This is a genomic window from Methylobacterium sp. W2 (genome assembly GCF_020662345.1).
Lineage (GTDB): Bacteria > Pseudomonadota > Alphaproteobacteria > Rhizobiales > Beijerinckiaceae > Methylobacterium.
The window spans coordinates 76,960-94,454 of record NZ_VMOA01000004.1 but is presented as its reverse complement, the minus strand read 5'-3'; the positions used below and the strand labels follow the sequence as shown (position 1 = coordinate 94,454).

Annotated in this window: 16 protein-coding genes; 7 read left to right on the top strand and 9 right to left on the bottom strand. The window is 66.4% G+C overall.

Annotated features, from left to right (window positions below; translation table 11 throughout):
* The 3 genes from FPV16_RS03540 to FPV16_RS03530 all read right to left on the bottom strand — a co-directional run bounded on the left by FPV16_RS03540 (position 1) and on the right by FPV16_RS03530 (position 3,354).
* On the bottom strand, positions 1-864 hold the full coding sequence (locus FPV16_RS03540; RefSeq protein WP_056158646.1) for an NADP-dependent methylenetetrahydromethanopterin/methylenetetrahydrofolate dehydrogenase: 864 nt from the start codon (positions 862-864) through the stop codon (positions 1-3).
* Positions 865-1,099: 235 nt separating this feature from the next.
* A complete protein-coding gene (locus FPV16_RS03535) occupies positions 1,100-2,038 on the bottom strand; it encodes a D-2-hydroxyacid dehydrogenase (RefSeq protein WP_027172631.1) in 939 nt (312 codons plus the stop codon).
* A 107-nt stretch (positions 2,039-2,145) separates the two neighbouring features.
* Complete coding sequence (locus tag FPV16_RS03530; protein WP_027172630.1) at positions 2,146-3,354, bottom strand: aminotransferase class V-fold PLP-dependent enzyme; 1,209 nt, start codon at positions 3,352-3,354, stop codon at positions 2,146-2,148.
* Positions 3,355-3,987: 633 nt separating this feature from the next.
* Between FPV16_RS03530 and FPV16_RS03525 the strand changes: the two genes are divergently transcribed.
* The 3 genes from FPV16_RS03525 (at position 3,988) to FPV16_RS03515 (ending at position 6,625) form a co-directional block, all read left to right on the top strand.
* Positions 3,988-4,815, top strand: coding sequence for a UDP-2,3-diacylglucosamine diphosphatase (locus FPV16_RS03525; protein WP_227436134.1), 828 nt, complete (start codon positions 3,988-3,990; stop codon positions 4,813-4,815).
* Entirely contained in the window at positions 4,812-5,882 is a 1,071-nt protein-coding gene (locus tag FPV16_RS03520; protein WP_227436133.1) for a glycosyltransferase family 4 protein, read from the top strand. Before FPV16_RS03525 ends, FPV16_RS03520 begins: the two co-directional genes overlap by 4 nt.
* A gap of 116 nt (positions 5,883-5,998) precedes the next feature.
* Positions 5,999-6,625, top strand: a complete 627-nt coding sequence (locus FPV16_RS03515; RefSeq protein WP_227436132.1) for a ribonuclease HII — start codon at positions 5,999-6,001, stop codon at positions 6,623-6,625.
* Here FPV16_RS03515 and FPV16_RS03510 read toward each other — a convergent pair.
* Both FPV16_RS03510 and FPV16_RS03505 read right to left on the bottom strand, forming a co-directional pair.
* On the bottom strand, positions 6,612-7,757 hold the full coding sequence (locus FPV16_RS03510; protein WP_227436131.1) for a PA0069 family radical SAM protein: 1,146 nt from the start codon (positions 7,755-7,757) through the stop codon (positions 6,612-6,614). The two genes, FPV16_RS03515 and FPV16_RS03510, sit on opposite strands and share 14 nt — an antisense overlap.
* Complete coding sequence (locus tag FPV16_RS03505) at positions 7,742-8,077, bottom strand: VOC family protein (RefSeq protein WP_227436226.1); 336 nt, start codon at positions 8,075-8,077, stop codon at positions 7,742-7,744. Before FPV16_RS03505 ends, FPV16_RS03510 begins: the two co-directional genes overlap by 16 nt.
* 215 nt (positions 8,078-8,292) lie before the next feature.
* Here FPV16_RS03505 and FPV16_RS03500 point away from each other — a divergent pair, with 215 nt between their 5' ends.
* Positions 8,293-8,814, top strand: coding sequence for a hypothetical protein (locus FPV16_RS03500; RefSeq protein WP_227436130.1), 522 nt, complete (start codon positions 8,293-8,295; stop codon positions 8,812-8,814).
* Here the strand turns inward: FPV16_RS03500 and moaB are convergent, their stop codons facing one another.
* The 3 genes from moaB to FPV16_RS03485 form a co-directional block, all read right to left on the bottom strand.
* Positions 8,815-9,372, bottom strand: coding sequence for a molybdenum cofactor biosynthesis protein B (gene moaB, locus FPV16_RS03495; protein WP_227436129.1), 558 nt, complete (start codon positions 9,370-9,372; stop codon positions 8,815-8,817).
* A 137-nt stretch (positions 9,373-9,509) separates the two neighbouring features.
* Complete coding sequence (locus FPV16_RS03490; RefSeq protein ID WP_227436128.1) at positions 9,510-10,418, bottom strand: neutral zinc metallopeptidase; 909 nt, start codon at positions 10,416-10,418, stop codon at positions 9,510-9,512.
* A gap of 131 nt (positions 10,419-10,549) precedes the next feature.
* The gene (locus FPV16_RS03485) at positions 10,550-11,464 is read right to left on the bottom strand and encodes a uracil-DNA glycosylase (protein WP_227436127.1); all 915 of its coding nucleotides are present in this window, start codon (positions 11,462-11,464) and stop codon (positions 10,550-10,552) included.
* A 220-nt stretch (positions 11,465-11,684) separates the two neighbouring features.
* Between FPV16_RS03485 and FPV16_RS03480 the strand changes: the two genes are divergently transcribed.
* The 3 genes from FPV16_RS03480 to FPV16_RS03470 all read left to right on the top strand — a co-directional run bounded on the left by FPV16_RS03480 (position 11,685) and on the right by FPV16_RS03470 (position 16,286).
* Positions 11,685-13,337: an electron transfer flavoprotein-ubiquinone oxidoreductase gene (locus tag FPV16_RS03480; RefSeq protein ID WP_227436125.1), complete on the top strand. Its 1,653-nt coding sequence runs from the start codon at positions 11,685-11,687 to the stop codon at positions 13,335-13,337.
* A 126-nt stretch (positions 13,338-13,463) separates the two neighbouring features.
* Positions 13,464-15,320, top strand: a complete 1,857-nt coding sequence (locus tag FPV16_RS03475) for a tetratricopeptide repeat protein (RefSeq protein WP_227436124.1) — start codon at positions 13,464-13,466, stop codon at positions 15,318-15,320.
* Positions 15,321-15,410: 90 nt separating this feature from the next.
* The gene (locus FPV16_RS03470; protein WP_227436122.1) at positions 15,411-16,286 is read left to right on the top strand and encodes a 4-(cytidine 5'-diphospho)-2-C-methyl-D-erythritol kinase; all 876 of its coding nucleotides are present in this window, start codon (positions 15,411-15,413) and stop codon (positions 16,284-16,286) included.
* A gap of 56 nt (positions 16,287-16,342) precedes the next feature.
* Here the strand turns inward: FPV16_RS03470 and FPV16_RS03465 are convergent, their stop codons facing one another.
* Entirely contained in the window at positions 16,343-17,365 is a 1,023-nt protein-coding gene (locus FPV16_RS03465) for a polyprenyl synthetase family protein (protein ID WP_227436120.1), read from the bottom strand.
* Positions 17,366-17,495: the final 130 nt, after the last annotated feature.

Here is a 17,495-nt window from a genome sequence, read left to right as displayed (position 1 = left end):
TCAGGCCATCGTCTTGGCGAGGGCGTAGATCTCCTCGGCGTCGAACACCTTCTCGGCGCTGTCGAAGAGCTGACCGACACAGGCGCGGTGCAGCTTCAGCTTGAGGCCGCCGATGCCGAGCGCGCCGAACACCTTCTTGCCGTGGCGCTCCTTGCCCTTGTCCATGGCGTCGATGCCACCGAAGCCGAGGGGCGGCTGGGCGTTGTAATCGGCGATGAACTCGATGCTGGCCTCGTCCTTCCAGTCGGCTTCGGCGAGAAGTTCCAGGCCGATGGCGCCGGCCGAGAAGACGAGGTTCTGGCCCTTGACGATGGCGGCGCGCGAGGCGGCATCCGGCGTCGCGGCGGCGCTGATCTCGACCTTGAAGCGCTTGTTGATAGAATCGGCGGCGGCCTGAGCCTTGTCGAGCGAGCGACCGCACAGGACCACCGTGGCGCCTTCCTGCGCGAGGAGCGCGGCCGAGCGCATGCCCACCGGACCGGTGCCGGCGAGAACCACGGCCTTCTTGCCCTGGAGCGACCCGGCGGCCTTCTGCACCAGCGCGACGCCGGCGGCGGCGGTGGTGTTCGAGCCGTTGGAATCGAGCATGATCGAGACGCGGAAGGGACCGAAGAAGCGCTTCTTCACGGCTTCGAACACGGCCTCGCCGGCCGCCATGCTGCCGCCGCCGACGAAGATCGCCGTGGACTTCTTCTCGGAGCCGCCCCGGGTGTAGATCGTACCGTCCACCAAGGCACCGACATTGTCCGGTGTCACGTTTCCGTAACCGGTGATGCGATCGGCTCCGCCATCATAACCGACGACCACATCGAACACGCTCGGGACCGTATCGGTGTCGAACTGGAACAGCAGCTTCTTCGTCATGTCGTTTCCTCTGTCCGCGTCGCTGCGCGGTTTTCGTATGATTGGCGCGTCTGCGAAGAGCCGCGCGAGGATCGTTTCCCGTCGTTCCGGGGGGGCGCTGGCAAGGCTGTCATCCAGACACTCGATCGGCGCAGATACGATCAGTGTCTGCGGTCTCGGAGTCCTGAATCCGCTCTGCGGCCCTGGAACGACATCGGCTTCCGCCGTTCAGGCCTTCGGGTATGAAGCCGGAGCCTCACACCACGTTCTGCGGCTTGCCCGCAACATAGGCCTCGACGTTGTCCACGAGCTGGTCGGCCAGGATCTGCATGGCTTCCTTGCTCGCCCACGCCACATGCGGCGTGACGATGAGGTTCGGCAGGTCGAGCTCGCACAGGATGTTGCCGTTCTTGGGCGGCTCGGTGACCACGACGTCGAAGCCGGCTCCGCCGATCGTTCCGGCCTTGAGCGCCTCGGCAAGCGCCTCCTCGTCGACGAGGCCACCACGCGCCGTGTTGATCAGGATGGCGTGCTTCTTCATCTTCGCCAGCTGCTCGGCGCCGATCATGTTCCGGGTTTCCGGCGTCAGCGGCGCATGCAGGGTGATGACATCGGATTCGGTCAGGATCGTCTCGAAATCCACGAGGCCTTCCTGCGGGAACACGTCGTAGGCGATGACCTTCATGCCGAGCGCTTCCGCCCGCTTGGCAATGGATTTGCCCAGTGCCCCGTAGCCGACGATGCCCAGCGTCGAGCCGGCGATGTCGTGGATCGGGTAGTCGAAATAGCAGAACTGGGTCGACTTCGCCCAATCGCCCCGGCGCACGGAATTGGCGTAGGGCACGATGGCGCGCCGCAGGGCGAACATCAGGCCGATCACGTGCTCAGGCACGGTGTTGAAGGCGTAGTTGCGGATGTTGACGACGGTGATGCCGAGTTCCTTGGCAGCGGCCTTGTCGACGACATCGGTGCCGGTTGCGGCGACAGCGATGAGCTTGAGGTCGGGCAACTGCTTCAACGTCTCGGCGCGCATGGGCACCTTGTTGATCAGTGCGATCTCGGCGCCTTTTAGGCGCTCGACGATCTCCTCAGGCGTCCACGTGGATTCGTACTCGGTATATTCGTGCGGGAAGCTGAACTCACGCACTTTGGCGTCGAGGGATTCACGATCGAGGAAGACGATTTTGTGCGCCATTGGAACCCTCAAGCGACGTTCCGCGCCGAGCGCAACGTTACGCGATACACGCTTCTATAGACGATGCCCGGGGCCGGCGAGATGCCGGCCCCGGAAAACAGCTTCGATCAGGACTTCGCGAGGGGGTTTTCGCGCAGGTAGCTGGAGGCGGCGGCGACGCCGGAGCCCGGCTGCACCTTCACGCCGTTGTCGAGCATGGCCATTTCAGCACCGGCGATAGCGCCGAGCAGCGACAGCTCGTTCAGGTCACCGACGTGGCCGATGCGGAACACCTTGCCGGCCACCTGGCTCAGACCAGCGCCGAGGGCGAGGTTGTAGCGCACGAAGGCGTGCTTGATGATCGCGGCGGCGTCGACACCCTCGGGGACGAGGATGGCGGTCACCGTGTCCGAGTTCCACTTGGCTTCCTTGGCGCAGGTCTTAAGACCCCAGGCCGCCACGGCCTGGCGGGTCGCCTCGCCGAGCACGGCGTGGCGGTGGTAGACGTTCTCGAGGCCTTCCTCGCGCAGGCAGGCGAGTGCCTCGCGCAGGCCGTAGAGAAGCGGCAGTGCCGGGGTGTAGGGGAAGTAGCCGGCGCCGTTCTGCTTCTGATGGTCGGCCCAGTCGAAGTAGACATGCGCGAGACGGTCGTTCGGACCCGACGACGATTCGGCGGCCTTCAGAGCTTTCTGGCTGACGCAGATCACGCCGAGACCGGCGGGGAGCATCAGGCCCTTCTGCGAACCGGCGATGGCGCAATCGACCTTCCACTCGTCGGCGTAGAACGGCAGCGAGCCGATCGAGGACACGCCGTCCACGAACAGCAGGGCCGGGTGGCCGGCGGCGTCGATCGCCTTGCGCACGGCGCCGATGTCGCTGGTGACGCCGGTGGCGGTCTCGTTATGGACCGTCATGACGGCCTTGATCTCGTGGTTCGTGTCGGCGCGCAGCGCCTCCTCGATCCGCTGCGGGTTAGCACCCGTGCCCCACTCCTCTTCCTGAACGATCACGTTCAGGCCGAGGCGCTGGGCCATGTCGATCCAGAGGTGGCTGAACTGGCCAAAGCGCGAGGTCAGAACCGTGTCGCCGCGATGCAGGGTGTTGGTCAGCGCCGATTCCCAGATGCCGGTGCCCGAGGCCGGGAACAGGAAGATCGTGCCCTCGGTCGAGCCGAACACGGCCTTGGTCTCTTCGAACAGGGGCTTGGTCAGCGTCGGGAAATCCACCGAACGGTGATCCTCGGAGGGAACGATCATCGCCCGCTGCACGCGGTCGGGGATGTTCGTCGGGCCCGGAACGAACAGATGATTCCGACCCGGCCGTCTCGTTGCCGCCATGTTGTGTCTCCGGTTCTTCTTCGGTTCGCGCGCACGCATCGTGCGACGCTGGGATCGAATACGGTGGTCCGAGGTCGCGATCCGGCCTGATGGGCTGCCGGGGCGGTTCCTAAGCTTTGGGGAAGAAACGGCGGCGCTGCCAGGAGGCCCGGCTGCCGCGCGTCCGCCTGGAGGAGAAGGCATGGTCCGCGATCGTCGGTGGAAGGCGCGAGGCCCGCCTCGTTCCATCACCGATGACTACGAGTTCCAGAACGCTCGATGCGACTGCCTTCGACTGGATCAAGCCTCTCTCCATTGGCCGGGGCGCGCAAATATCGCACACTCCCAAGGCCTTGGACGTCGTTTCTCACCTCGTCGGCAACCTTGATTCCGCCTCGCATGGGCTCCGGACACGCGCCTTCCAACGCGATCCGGTGGGTCACCTTGATCGGGACTATGCCGGGGTTCGCTTCCGAAGGAAAACGCAAAAAACTTCCCGGCCACTCAAAAAATTTGTCGCGCAGCGCAGCATTCCCACGATGCGCTTGAAGTACTCGCGCCGGAAGTCGGACCTTGGGACGAGACGGCGCACGTCATCAAACTGATACGGGAATCCGGTTTGGCTCAACGCACCGAAGCCATTCGGAGTGGGTCGTGGGCGAAGATACAGAGAAGACGATCCGCGTGAGGACGCTCTTCCTGTCCGATATGCATCTGGGCACGAAGGGCTGTCAGGCAGGGTTGCTGCTGGAATTCCTGCGGGATTACGACGCCGACGAGATCTACCTCGTCGGTGACATCGTGGACGGGTGGCAGCTCAAATCGGGCTGGTTCTGGCCGCAGAGCCACAACGACGTGGTTCAGAAGCTGCTGCGCAAAGTGCGCAAGGGCTCGGCGCTGATCTATATCCCCGGCAACCACGACGAGTTCCTGCGCGATTATCTCGGCATGACTTTCGGCGGGATCGAGGTGGTGGACGACCGGATCCACGTCGCCGCGGACGGCAAGCGCTACCTCGTGATCCACGGTGACCAGTTCGACATGGTCGTGCGGCACGCCAAATGGATCGCCTTCCTCGGCGACGGCGCCTACACCTTCGCGCTCTTCGTCAACACCCACCTGAACACCCTCCGGCGCCGCCTCGGCCTCGCCTATTGGTCACTTTCGGCCTGGGCCAAGCTGAAGGTGAAGAACGCCGTCAACTTCATCGGAAAGTTCGAGGAGTTGCTGAGCGCGGAGGCCAAGCGCGTGGGCGCCGACGGCGTGATCTGCGGGCATATCCACCATGCCGCCCACCGCCAGATCGCCGGGCTGACCTATCTGAACACCGGGGATTGGGTGGAATCCTGCACCGCCATCGTCGAGCATTACGACGGTACCATGGAGGTGCTGCATTACCCGAGCGTGTTGCGGGCGCGCGCCGCCGCGGAAGAAGCGGAGCGTAGCGCGGTGGCCGCCAGTCCGGCGCGGGCGGTCGCGTGAGGCTGCTGATCGCTACCGATGCGTGGCACCCGCAGGTCAACGGGGTCGTCCGCTCCCTCGAGAACATGGCCGCGGCCGGTCAGGAACTCGGTTTCGAGACCGTGTTCCTGACCCATCAGGATTTCACCTCGGTGCCGCTGCCGGGATACCCTGAGATTCGGCTGTCCTATGCCACCAAGGGCAAGGTCGCCCGTCTGTGGGCCGATCTCGCCCCGACCCATGTCCATGTGGCCACGGAGGGGACCGTCGGCTACGCGACCCGACGCTATTGTCTCGCCCATGGCCGCCCGTTCACCACGAGCTATCACACGCGCTTTCCTGAGTACCTCGCCGCTCGTGCGCCTGTTCCCGAAAGCTGGAGCTATGCTTGGCTGCGGCGCTTCCATGGCGCTGCGAGCGGGACGATGGTCTCGACCCCGTCCCTGGAGCGCGACCTCGCCTCCCGCGGCTTCGGCAACCTGATGCGGTGGACCCGGGGGGTCGATACCGATCTCTTTCGCCCGGCGGCCCCGGATGCCGCCGTGCCGGAGGCGCTGGCAGGCTTGGCCGGCCCGTTCTTCCTCTTCGTCGGGCGGCTGGCGGTGGAGAAGAACGTCTCGGCATTCCTCGATCTCGACCTGCCGGGCACCAAGATCGTGGTGGGAGACGGCCCGGACCGGACGCGCCTCGCCGGCCTGCATCCGAAGGCATGCTTCCTCGGCACCCTGACCGGCGCGGCGCTCGCCCGCATCTATGCAGCGGCGGACGTCTTCGTGTTCCCCAGCCTCACCGATACGTTCGGCATCGTCCTGCTCGAAGCCCTCGCCTGCGGCGTTCCCGTGGCGGCCTATCCGGTAACCGGCCCCCTCGACGTCATCGGCGGGACCGGTGCCGGAATCCTCGGCCCCGACCTGCGCGAGGCCGCGCTCGCCGCCCTGTCGATCCCCCGCGAGCGCTGCCGCGCGGAGGCTCTGCGCTACACCTGGGGCGAGAGCGCGCGCCAGTTCTTCACCAACATTTCGCTGGCTCACGGCACCGGCCTTCCCACGCCCCGGCGCCGGGCGTTCCGGCCAGCACCGGCGGTGTAGCCGGGGCGGTGGGGATGCCCCTGCCCCCGCCCCCAGTTGGCTCGGGCACACTCCCACATGTTTCTCGGGCCAGGCCCGGTGACCGGCCTTTGGCCGAGGTGTAATCCATCGGGCCTATGACCAGACCGTTCGCCGACCCCGTCGCCAGCACTCTCCCCGCACTCATCGGCTGCGACGAGGTAGGGCGCGGTGCCCTTTGCGGCCCCGTGGTTGTGGCGGCGGTCTGGTTCGATCCGGCTGTGTTCCCGGCCTCCGTGCTGTCCTGCCTCGACGACAGCAAGAAGCTCGACCGGGCGACGCGCGAGCGCCTCACGCCTCTGATTCGCGAACATGCCGAGGTGGCGGTGGCGGCCGGATCCCGGCAACTCGTGGACCGGATCAATGTCCGCGCGGCGACCCTGGACGCCATGCGGCGAGCGGTGGAGAAGCTCGGCCTTGAAGCGCCCGTGGCCGTGGATGGGCGCGACGACATTCCCGGCCTTTCCCTGCCGTGCCAGGCGGTGATCGGCGGAGATCGGCTGGTGCCCCAGATCGCGGCGGCCTCCATCGTCGCCAAGACCCTGCGGGACGACCTCATGCGGGTTTTGGCTGGCCGTCATCCGGCCTATGCCTGGGATCGCAATGTCGGCTATGGCACCGCGGCTCATCTCGCCGGTTTGGCGAGCCTCGGCCGCTCGGCGCATCACCGGGTGAGCTTCACCAGGCGTTTCGCTTCATCACCCTCTGCGGTCACAACAGGCTGAGCTGTGCCCCGGGCGCCGCTGTAGGATCGAAGAGATCGGTGCGCAGGGTGATACGCTCATCGGCATAGCCGAGGCGTTGCTTTGCCAGCCGCATGCGCTGGGTGACGAGATCGGCATAGGCACCGCTGCCGATCATCCGCCGGCCGAAGGTCGCATCGTAGGCCTTGCCCCCACGGGCCTCGCGCACGAGCGACATCACGTGGCGCTGTCGACCCGGATAATGCTCAGCGAACCAGTCATTCACGAGGTCGTCGAGTTCGAGCGGCAGCCGCAGCAGGACATGGCGCGCCTCGACGGCCCCGCATTCCCGCGCCCGCTCCAGTACCGCTTCGATCTCGTGGTCGTTCAGGGATGGGATGACCGGGGCCATCATCACCATGACCGGGATGCCCGCGCGACTGAGCTGGCGGATCGCCTCGAGGCGACGGAGCGGATGGGGAGCACGTGGCTCCATCCGGCGGGCCAGGACGGGATCGAGGGTCGTCACCGACATCGCCACCTTGACGAGGCCGAGCTCCGCCATGGGCGCCAGGATGTCGATGTCGCGGGTGACGAGATTCGACTTGGTGACGATGCCCACGGGGTGCCGGAAACGCGCCAGGACGCTCAGCACCGCGCGGGTGATGCCGTGGTCGCGCTCGATCGGCTGATACGGGTCCGTGGCGGTCCCGAGGGCGATCGTCTCCGGTACGTAGCCCTTCGCGGAGAGTTCGCGCTCCAGCAACTCGGCCGCGTTGGCCTTGTGGAACAGCTTCGTCTCGAAATCGAGGCCGGGGGACAAGCCGACATAGGCGTGGTTGGGCCGGGCGAAACAGTAGACGCATCCGTGCTCGCAGCCGCGATAGGGATTGATCGAGCGATCAAACGGCAGGTCCGGAGAGGTGTTCCGCGTCAGGATGGTGCGTGCCTGCTCGGGCCGGTCTTCGGTGCGCAGGCGCTGAGCGGTGTCATCCGAGGTCCAGCCGTCATCGAAGGCCTCCCGCCGTGCCGGCTCGTAGCGGCCGCAGGGGTTGGCCGTCGCCCCCCGCCCCTTTCTCGCATCCGCCAACGGGGTGCTCCCGCCAAGCCGCCGGTCGGGCGCGCCGAACGCCTCGTCATCCCCCTCACTGGCGGCCTTCACCGCTCGGACCATACCGCGAGTTCCGTTCCGGCCGGATCTTTGAAATGGAAGCGGCGGCCACCGGGAAAAGCGAAGATCGGCGCCACGATCGTACCCCCCGCCGCCTCGACCCCTGCCAGCATCGCTTCGAGATCATGCGCGTAGAGCACGGGCAACGGCACCGCTCTCGGTGCGTCTGCATCGAACCCGCCCTCGAGTCCCTCATCGAAGGCGGCATAGCGTGGGCCGTAATCGACGAAGCTCCAGCCGAAGGCCGTCCCGTAGAAGGCTTTCACCCGGTCGATGTCGCCGCCCGGCAATTCGAGGTAATCGATCTTGCCATCCTGCCGCATGCCTTGCTCCCCATCCGCTTCGACGATGTGACGCAGGGACGTGCGGCACGCTGCGCGATGCCCCTCCGTTCGGGTTGCGAACATATCAGGAACGGAAGGGATATCCCTGCTGTATTTTAGAGCAATCGATCGGATATCCTGGTCGGGCGCGGGTTCTCGTCGTGCTTTCGGCGCCATTCGGCTTTTCCCCGGCCGAAAATACGGTATGCGCGCGCATGATTTCGGCTCTGATCTATGTAGCGATGCCGGTCGGCCCCAATGCGGTCGACCATCTCGCCGATACCCTGGGGGCTCTCGTCGAGGGCGTTGCGGCCGGGCTTATCGGTGATGCGGTTATCATCGCCCCGGCTCATGACGCGGCGATCGATGCCGTCGCCGAGGCGACCGGCGCGACCTTTGTTGTCCGTTCGGGCGGGACGCCACCCTGGTCGGACGGGGCTAGGGCCGCACGGCGGGAGTGGGTGCTGTGCCTCGAGGCCGGCGACGTGCCGGCCGAGGGCTGGATCCGCACCATCGATCGGTTCATCGGCACCGCCCGGCCGGAGATGGTCCTCGGGCGCTTGCGCCGACCCCATGCGGGTTTGCCGTCGCGCCTTGCGGCGCAGGGCGAGTCTGTCATCGGCGTGCGCACGCCGCGCGCCGGAGACCTCGTACGCCGGGACCGCCTCATCGCGAGCGCCGTCTTCTCGACCCGCCTGCATCCCCGGCGGGTGAACGTGCGGCTCAACCGAGGGTGATCAGACCGGGATCGAGGCACCGCGCCTCAGGTGTTCGTCCAGACGCGGCATGATCTCGACGAAGTTGCAGGGCCGGTGCCGGTAATCCAGCTGCGCCGACAGGATGCCATCCCAGGCGTCGCGGCAGGCGCCGGGCGAACCCGGCAGGACGAAGACGAAGGTCGCGTTCGCGAGCCCCGCCGTGGCCCGTGACTGGAGGGTGGACGTCCCGATCTTGTCGTAGGAAATGCGGTGGAAGACCGCCGAGAACCCGTCCATCCGCTTCTCGAACAGCGGTTCGATGGCCTCAGGGGTTACATCGCGCCCGGTGAAGCCGGTGCCGCCGGTGGTGATCACTACATCGACCGCCGGATCCCGCGTCCAGGATTCCACCTGAACTCGGATCGCAACCACCTCGTCGGGGACGATGGCCCGGCTCGCTAGACTGTGGCCGGCCGCGACGAGCCGTTCGCACAAGGTGTCGCCGGAGCGGTCATCCTCGGCGACGCGGGTGTCGGAGACGGTCAGCACCGCAATGGAAAGCGGGATGAAATTACGGGTCTTGTCTGCGGCGACCATGGCTGGCGGCTCTCGGCTCGGCGATGCCCTACGGTTCTAGCCGTGAACCAGGGGGCAGGTCGATCCCCACTCGATGGGACATGTCCGCCTAAGTCCCTAGACCGGTTACCGCAACGCTCCCGCTACGAAGCACCGGTTCAGTTCCGCGCGGCCCGGAACGTATCGCAGGACTTGGTCTGGCCGCTCTTGTAGCCGGTCATGAACCACCGCATCCGCTGGTCCGACGAGCCGTGTGTGAAGGAATCGGGGACGGCGTAGCCCTGGGACTGCTTCTGCAGCTTGTCGTCACCGATGGCGCTGGCCGCCTGCATGGCTTCCTCAATGTCGCCGGGCTCCAGCGAATTGTACTTGTCGTTGGAGTTCTTGGCCCACACACCGGCAAGGCAATCGGCCATCAACTCGACGCGGACGGAGAGCTGGTTCGACTCGACCTTGCTCGATGCCGCCTGCTGGCGACCCTGGACCTTGCCCAGGATGCCGAGCTCGTCCTGGACGTGGTGACCGACCTCGTGGGCGATGACATAGGCGTAGGCGAAATCGCCCTTCACGCCGAATTTCTGTTCCATCTCCTTGAAGAACGACGTGTCGAGGTAAACTTTCTTGTCGAGCGGGCAATAGAAGGGGCCCATCGCCGCCTGAGCGGAGCCGCAGCCGCTGCGCGTTCCACCGGTGTACAGCACCATGCCGGTGGGACGGTATTGCTTACCGGTCTGATTGGGCAGGATCTCTTTCCAGACGTCTTCCGTGTTTCCGAGGATGGCGGCGGCGAAGCGCCCGCTCTCGTCCGTCGGCTTGCTCTTGCGTTGGGCCTGGGTCTGCGGGTCGACCCGTTCCTGGCGCGGCTGTCCGCCACCGCTCATCTGTTCGGCACCGCCGATCAGGATGGCAGGGTTGATGCCGGTGACCCAGCCGATAATGCAGAGGATGACGATAGTGCCGATGCCGAGCCCGCCGGCGCCACCACCGGGAAAGCCGCCACCTCCGCCGCCGCCCTCGCCCCGCCGGTCCTCGACATTGTCAGAAGAGCGGAAATCTTCCCAGCGCATGATCTCGTCACCCTTGGTGGCGTGGACTCCGCCGGAACCCGGCCGCCACGCTCATCTCTGTCGTGAGCCCCGTGTGCCCGAACTAATACCGCGGTGAAAGATACGGTTCCGCTTCCGCGCCGCCTTTCGCCCTAGGCCTTGCCGTCGAGGGTCGCCTTCAACAGCCGGAAATCCCGCCAGGCGAGACGTTTCTGCAGGGGCTGGCGCAGGAGATAGGCCGGGTGCAGGGTGGCCAGCGCCTTCACCTCCCGGTCGCCCACCCGATAGGGATAGAACCGTCCGCGCGCTTTCAGGATTCCGTCCTTCGTGCCGGTGATCGCCTGTGTCGCCGGACTGCCGAGGCAGACGATAACGTGCGGGTTGGCGAGCTCGATCTGGCGTTCGATGAACGGTTTGCAGATCGACACCTCCTGAGGCGTCGGATTGCGGTTCCCCGGCGGCCGCCAGGGCACGATGTTGGTGACGTAGGCTTTCGTCCGGTCGAGGCCGATCGCCGCCATCATCCGGTCGAGGAGCTGGCCCGAGCGGCCCATAAACGGCTTGCCGACGCGGTCTTCGTCGGCTCCCGGCGCCTCGCCGATGAACATCAGTTTCGACGCCGGGTTGCCGTCGGCGAAGACGAGGTTCTTGGCCGTGAACTTCAGCGGGCACCCATCGAAGTTGGCGAGCAGCGCTTCCAGTTCTTCGAGAGTGGCGACATCCCGCGCCCGCGCCCTCGCATCGCCCGCGGCCTCCCCGGGTTTCGCCGACGCGGATTGTCCATAGGTCCGGGCGGGAGGGGCTGCCGGCGCCTGACCCCGAGGAGGCAACTCGCGACGAAGAGGCGCCGGATCGGTTTGCGGAGCATCGCCCGGCTGCTCGACCCGAGGCAATGATTCCGGTGATTGCGAGCCGCGCCGCGTTGGTGCCGGGCGCCAGGGTGACGCCTCCCCGGTCTCGGAGAAGCGGTCGTGCGGCTGCTCGTCGAGACAGAGATCGACACCGGCTTCCACGTGGAAGTCCAGTTCGGCGATCACGTCGCGCTGATGGTCGGGGCCTTGGCTCATGGTTCTCGATGTGGCCCCTGACGAGCCTGTGGACAACACTTCGCGGGACACGTTACCCGGCCATCGGGATGGCGGCGAGACGGCCCAAACCATGCTGAGACCATTGGCAGGCTTGCGTTCCTAGCTTGGAATCGGTTGAGAGTGTTCGCAATCATAACATTGCGCACGTGCTGACCGGTCTCGATCGGTCGAGGCTGCCGCGGCAGGAGGAGTTCAGAGGATGGCGTTGCCCGAACGCGAGGGTATGGATTTCGACGTGGTGATCGTCGGCGCGGGGCCTGCCGGCCTCGCCGCCGCGATCCGCCTCAAGCAGATCGCCGCCGATCTTGCCGTCGTGGTGGTCGAGAAGGGGTCCGAAGTCGGTGCGCACATCCTCTCCGGCGCGGTGATTGACCCGCTCGGTCTCGACCGCCTGCTTCCCGAGTGGCGCCAGGACGAGGCCCGGCCGCTCAAGACCGAGGTCGAGCGCGACGAGTTCCTGTTCCTCACCAAGAACAGCGGCATCTCACTGCCGAATTTCGCTTTCCCGAAATTCATGAGCAACCACGGCAATTTCGTCGGCTCGCTCTCCAACATGACGAAGTATCTCGGCGCCAAGGCCGAGGAACTCGGCGTCGAGATCTATCCCGGATTCCCGGCCTCGGAAGTGCTCTACGACGATGCCGGCACGGTCATCGGAGTCGCCACCGGCGATCTCGGCATCGGCCGCTCCGGCGAGCCGCGTGACGATTATACCCGCGGCATGGAGCTGCGCGGCAAGTACACGATCTTCGGCGAAGGCGCGCGTGGATCGCTGACCAAGACGCTGATCGACCGCTTCGAGCTCAACCGGGACAGCGACCACCAGAAATACGGTCTCGGCGTCAAGGAACTCTGGCAGCTCAAGCCCGAGACGTTCGAGCCCGGCCTCGTGCGTCACACCATGGGCTGGCCGCTCTCCAACAAGACCGGCGGCGGCTCCTGGCTTTACCACTTCGACGACCACCTGCTCTCGGTCGGCTTCGTCACGCATCTGAACTACGAGAACCCGACCCTGTCGCCGTTCGACGAGTTCCAGCGCTTCAAGACCCACCCGATGATCCGCGACGTGTTCGAGGGCGCCAAGCGCATCGGCTACGGCGCCCGCGCGATCATGGAGGGCGGCTGGCAGTCGGTGCCGAAGCTCGTCTTCCCCGGCGGCTGTCTCGTCGGTTGCTCGGCCGGCTTCGTCAACGTGCCGCGCATCAAGGGCTCGCACAACGCGGTGCTCTCCGGGATGCAGGCGGCCGAGGCCATCGCCGCGGCCCTCACCGCCGGCCGGCAGGGCGACGAGCTCACCGATTACGAAGCCGGCTGGCGCGACAGCGACATTGGCCGCGATCTCAAGCGCGTCCGCAACGTCAAGCCGCTCTGGTCGAAGTACGGCACCCTCGTCGGCGTGGGTCTGGGCGGCCTCGATATGTGGTCGCAGACGATCCTCGACGCCTCGCCGTTCGGTACGCTCAAGCATGGCAAGCCGGATCACGCCGCCACGAAGCCGATCTCGGAGGTGACGCCGATCGTCTATCCGAAGCCAGACGGCAAGCTGACCTTCGACCGGTTGTCCTCGGTCTATCTCTCGAACACCAACCACGAGGAGGATCAGCCGCCGCATCTCAACGTCAAAGATGCGGCGCTCCAGAAGTCTTCGGAGCACGACGTCTATGGCGGCCCTTCGGCACGGTACTGCCCGGCGGGCGTCTACGAATGGGTGCAGGAGGGCAGCGGCGTGCGTTATCAGATCAACGCGCAGAACTGCGTCCACTGCAAGACCTGCGATATCAAGGACCCGAACCAGAACATCAACTGGGTGACGCCGGAGGGGCCGGGCGGGCCGAACTATCCCAACATGTGAGGGCGCACCGGAGGCCAAGTGCCCGCCATCCTTTCGCCTTGCGAGGATGGCGGGAAGAGTTCAGTGTCCCCGCCCGATCGGCATCGGTCCCTTACGGACGATGCGCTACACACGCGACTGGTGCCCATGAACGGAAACGCCGCGACCCGCCGGACCCTCTCGGCTCTCGCCCTGTGCCTCGCCGCCTCCGTGGCGACGTCAGTCACGGCGCTGGCCGCCCAGCCTCGGGAATCGGCCCCGGTGACGGAGTACGAGCCGGCCGAGTCGCTGGAGGGCAACTTCCTGTCCGCCTATATCGCCGGCGCGTCGAAAGACACTTCCGCTGCGGCGAGCTTCTACCGCGAGGCGGTGAAGGCTGATCCGCGCAATGCCGAATTGCTCGAGCGCGCCTTTGTGTCGCTGCTCGCCGACGGCGCCCTGCCGGACGCGTTCCGCGCGGCCGAGCGCCTCACCGCTCGCGACGGATCGAACGGTCTCGCCCAGCTCAGCCTCGGCGTGCGTCAGATCAAGGCCGGCCAGTTCGCGCAGGCTCGTCAAAACTTCTCCCGCAGCGGACGGGGGGCGGCGGCCGACCTCACCAGCACCCTCCTGACGGCCTGGGCCTATGCCGGTGCCAATGACGGCAAGCGCGCCCTCGAAGTGGTCAACAAGTTGAAGGGCGAGCGCTCCTACAACACCTTCCGTGATTTCCATGCGGGCCTGATCGCCAACCTCGTCGGCGATCAGGCGGAGGCGGAGCGCCGGCTCAAGGCCGCTTACGACGCCGATCAGAACACCCTGCGCATCGTCGATGCCTATGCCCGGTTCGAAGCGCAGGCCGGGCGCACGGATCTCGCGATCCAGGCCTATACCACCTTTGATCAGTTGCTGCCGCGCCACCCGATCGTGCGCGACGCCCTCGACAAGCTCAAGGCCGGCAAGCCCCTAACCCGCCTCGTCAACACCGCGCAGGAAGGCGCCGGCGAGGTGCTCTACGGGCTCGGCTCTGCCGGATCGACCCAGGGCGACGAGCTGCCCGCCGTGGTTTACCTGCGCCTCGCTCTCTATCTTGCTCCCGAACACGCCCTCGCGCGCCTCACCCTGGCCGATACGCTCGACCGGATGAAGCAGACCGAGCGCGCCAACGATGCCTATGCGCAGATGCCGGCATCCTCGCCGCTGAAGCTCAACGCGGACATCCAGATCGGCCTCAATCTCGAGCAGCTCGGCAAGGGCGAAGAGGCGACCCAGCTCCTCGACGCCGCCATGAAGGAGCATCCCGACAGCATTGACGTCGTGACCGCCCTCGGCAACGTCCAGCGCTCGCGCAAGAAGTATGAGGAGGCGGCGGCCACCTACAGCCGCGCCATCGAACTTATCGGCAAGCAGCCGGCCTCGAATTACTGGACGACGTTCTACTTTCGCGGCACCGCCTACGAACGGGCGAAGCAATGGCCGAAGGCCGAGGCCGACCTCAAGAAGGCCCTAGAACTAGTCCCGCCGAACCAGCCGGCGGCCCGGGCGCAGGTGCTCAACTACCTCGCCTATTCCTGGGTCGACCAGAACATGAATATCGACGAGGCCTTCACCATGCTGAAACAGGCCGTCGATGCGAGTCCGCGTGACGGCATGATCATCGACAGCCTCGGCTGGGCCTATTTCCGCCTCGGCCGCTACGACGATGCCGTGCGCGAGCTGGAGAAGGCCATCGAGCTCAAGCCCGGCGACCCGACCATCAACGACCATCTCGGCGATGCCTATTGGCGTTCGGGACGGCGGCTCGAGGGCAAGTTCCAGTGGCAGCACGCCAAAGACCTGAACCCAGAGCCGGACGATCTCGTCAAGATCAACGCCAAGCTCAAGGACGGCCTGCCGGAACTCGAGAAGCCCGCCGCCACCGCCGAGAATCCTCCCGAGGCGGAAAAGGTGAATCCCGATCTGCCGAAGGGTGCTCCGGCCCCGAGCGAGCCCCCCGGCGCGGCCGACAAGAAGACCGGCGGCTGAGACCCGGCTTGACGGGCAGGGGATCGCGGGGCCAGACCGGCCGCGCGTTCCCGTGGTCGACAGACCCGCCTCTCTTCGACAGAGCAAGCCGTGCCCATCCTTGTCACCCGCGCTCCGGCGAAGATCAATCTGACCCTCCACGTCCTCGGCCGTCGTGAGGGGGATGGCTATCACGAGCTCGAAAGTCTCGTTGCCTTCACCGGATCGGGGGATACGCTGAGCTTGGCGCCCGGCGGCGCGCTGACTCTCGACGTGTCAGGACCCACCGCCGGACCGGCCGGTCCCCTCGACGACAACTTGGTGATCCGCGCGGCCCGAGGGCTCGCAAAGGCAATCCCCGGTCTACGTCTCGGTCGCTTTCACCTCATCAAGCGCCTGCCCGTGGCGGCAGGGATCGGCGGCGGTTCGTCGGATGCCGCCGCCGCCCTGCGGCTGCTGGCGCGTCTCAACGACCTTCCCCTCGATCACCCCGCCGTCGTTGAGGCCGCCCGTGCCACCGGGGCGGACGTTCCCGTCTGCCTCGATCTGCGCGGCCGGATGATGCGCGGCGCCGGAGAGGATGTCGGGCCGGCGCTGACTTTCGCGCCGTTACCGGCCGTGCTGATCAATCCCGGCGTACCGGTCGCCACCGCGCCGGTCTTCAAGGCACTGGGGCTGACGGTGGGGCAGCGCCATGCCGGAGAGGTCCATCCGATCCTTGCGCGGGGACTCGGCTTCGGCGAGATCCTGGCCGCCGTGACGCCGGCTCGCAACGATCTGGAAGCACCGGCGCTCACGGTCGCGCCCGTCATTGCCGACACGCTCTCGGCCCTGCGCGACCGGCCGGGATGCCGTCTTGCCCGCATGTCCGGCTCTGGCGCGACGGTGTTCGGCTTATTCGCCACGCGATCCGATGCGGTTCGGGCGGCGGTTGCCATCCGCGCGACGCAGCCATCTTGGTGGGTCCGGACCGCCTTGCTGCGGTGATCGCCTTCCCCCGCCCGGCTCGCCTGACGAGCCGGGATCGGTAGGCCGCCATCGGGTCAATGCGCGCGGGCGATGCAGAAATCGACGACCTGCAGCAGGGCCGACTTCATCGGCCCGTTGGGGAACAGTGCTAAGGCGTCGCGGGCGATGGCGCCGTAATGGCGTGCGCGGTCGATCGTATCTTCGAGAGCCCGGTGCTTCCGCAGAATAGCGAGGGCCTTGTCGAGATCGGACTCTTCGACCTGACCGTCCTGGAGCGTGCGACGCCAGAAGGTCCGCTCCTCCTCGCTGCCCCGTCGGAAGGCGAGGACGATCGGCAGGGTGATCTTGCCCTCGCGAAAATCGTCGCCGACATTCTTGCCCATGGAGGCGCTGGTGCCGCCGTAATCCAGCACATCATCGATCAGCTGGAAGGCGATGCCGAGATTCATGCCGTAGGAACGGCACGCCGCCTGCTCCGCTCTCGGACGGTCGGCTATCACCGGTCCCACCTCGCAGGCGGCGGCGAACAATTCCGCGGTCTTAGCGCGGATGACGGCGAGATACTCGTCCTCCGAGGTCTCGGTGTTCTTGGCGGCGGTGAGCTGCATCACCTCGCCCTCGGCGATGACGGTCGCGGCGGCCGAGAGGATGTCGAGGGCGCGGAGCGAGCCGACCTCCACCATCATGCGGAAGGCTTGGCCGAGGAGGAAATCGCCGACGAGCACGCTCGCCTCGTTGCCCCACTTGATCCGTGCCGCCACGCGGCCCCGTCGCATGTCGCTCTCGTCCACCACGTCGTCGTGGAGAAGGGTCGCCGTGTGCATGAACTCGACGCTGGCGGCGAGTTTCACCGCCCCCTCCCCGGCTCCGTATCCGCAGAGATCGGCGGTGGCGAGGGTGAGGATGGGGCGTAAGCGCTTGCCCCCGGAGGCGATGAGGTGGTTAGCCACCTCCGGAATCATCGCGACGTCGGACCCGGTCCGCGACAGGATGGTCGCGTTCACGCGCTCCATGCCCTTGGCGACCAGGGCCACAAGATCGTTCAGACTCGACTCCGGATCGGAGCGGCCCTCATCGAAGGAAACGACGACACCCAAACGCGATGCCTCCCGAGCTTTTTCACACCGGGCAGATTCCGGCGGCGCACCCGCCGCTCGGGCCGATCCGCTCGACCGGGCAATCTCCCGTGACCAACATCCACGCGGGCACCCCTTCGCATGCGCGCCG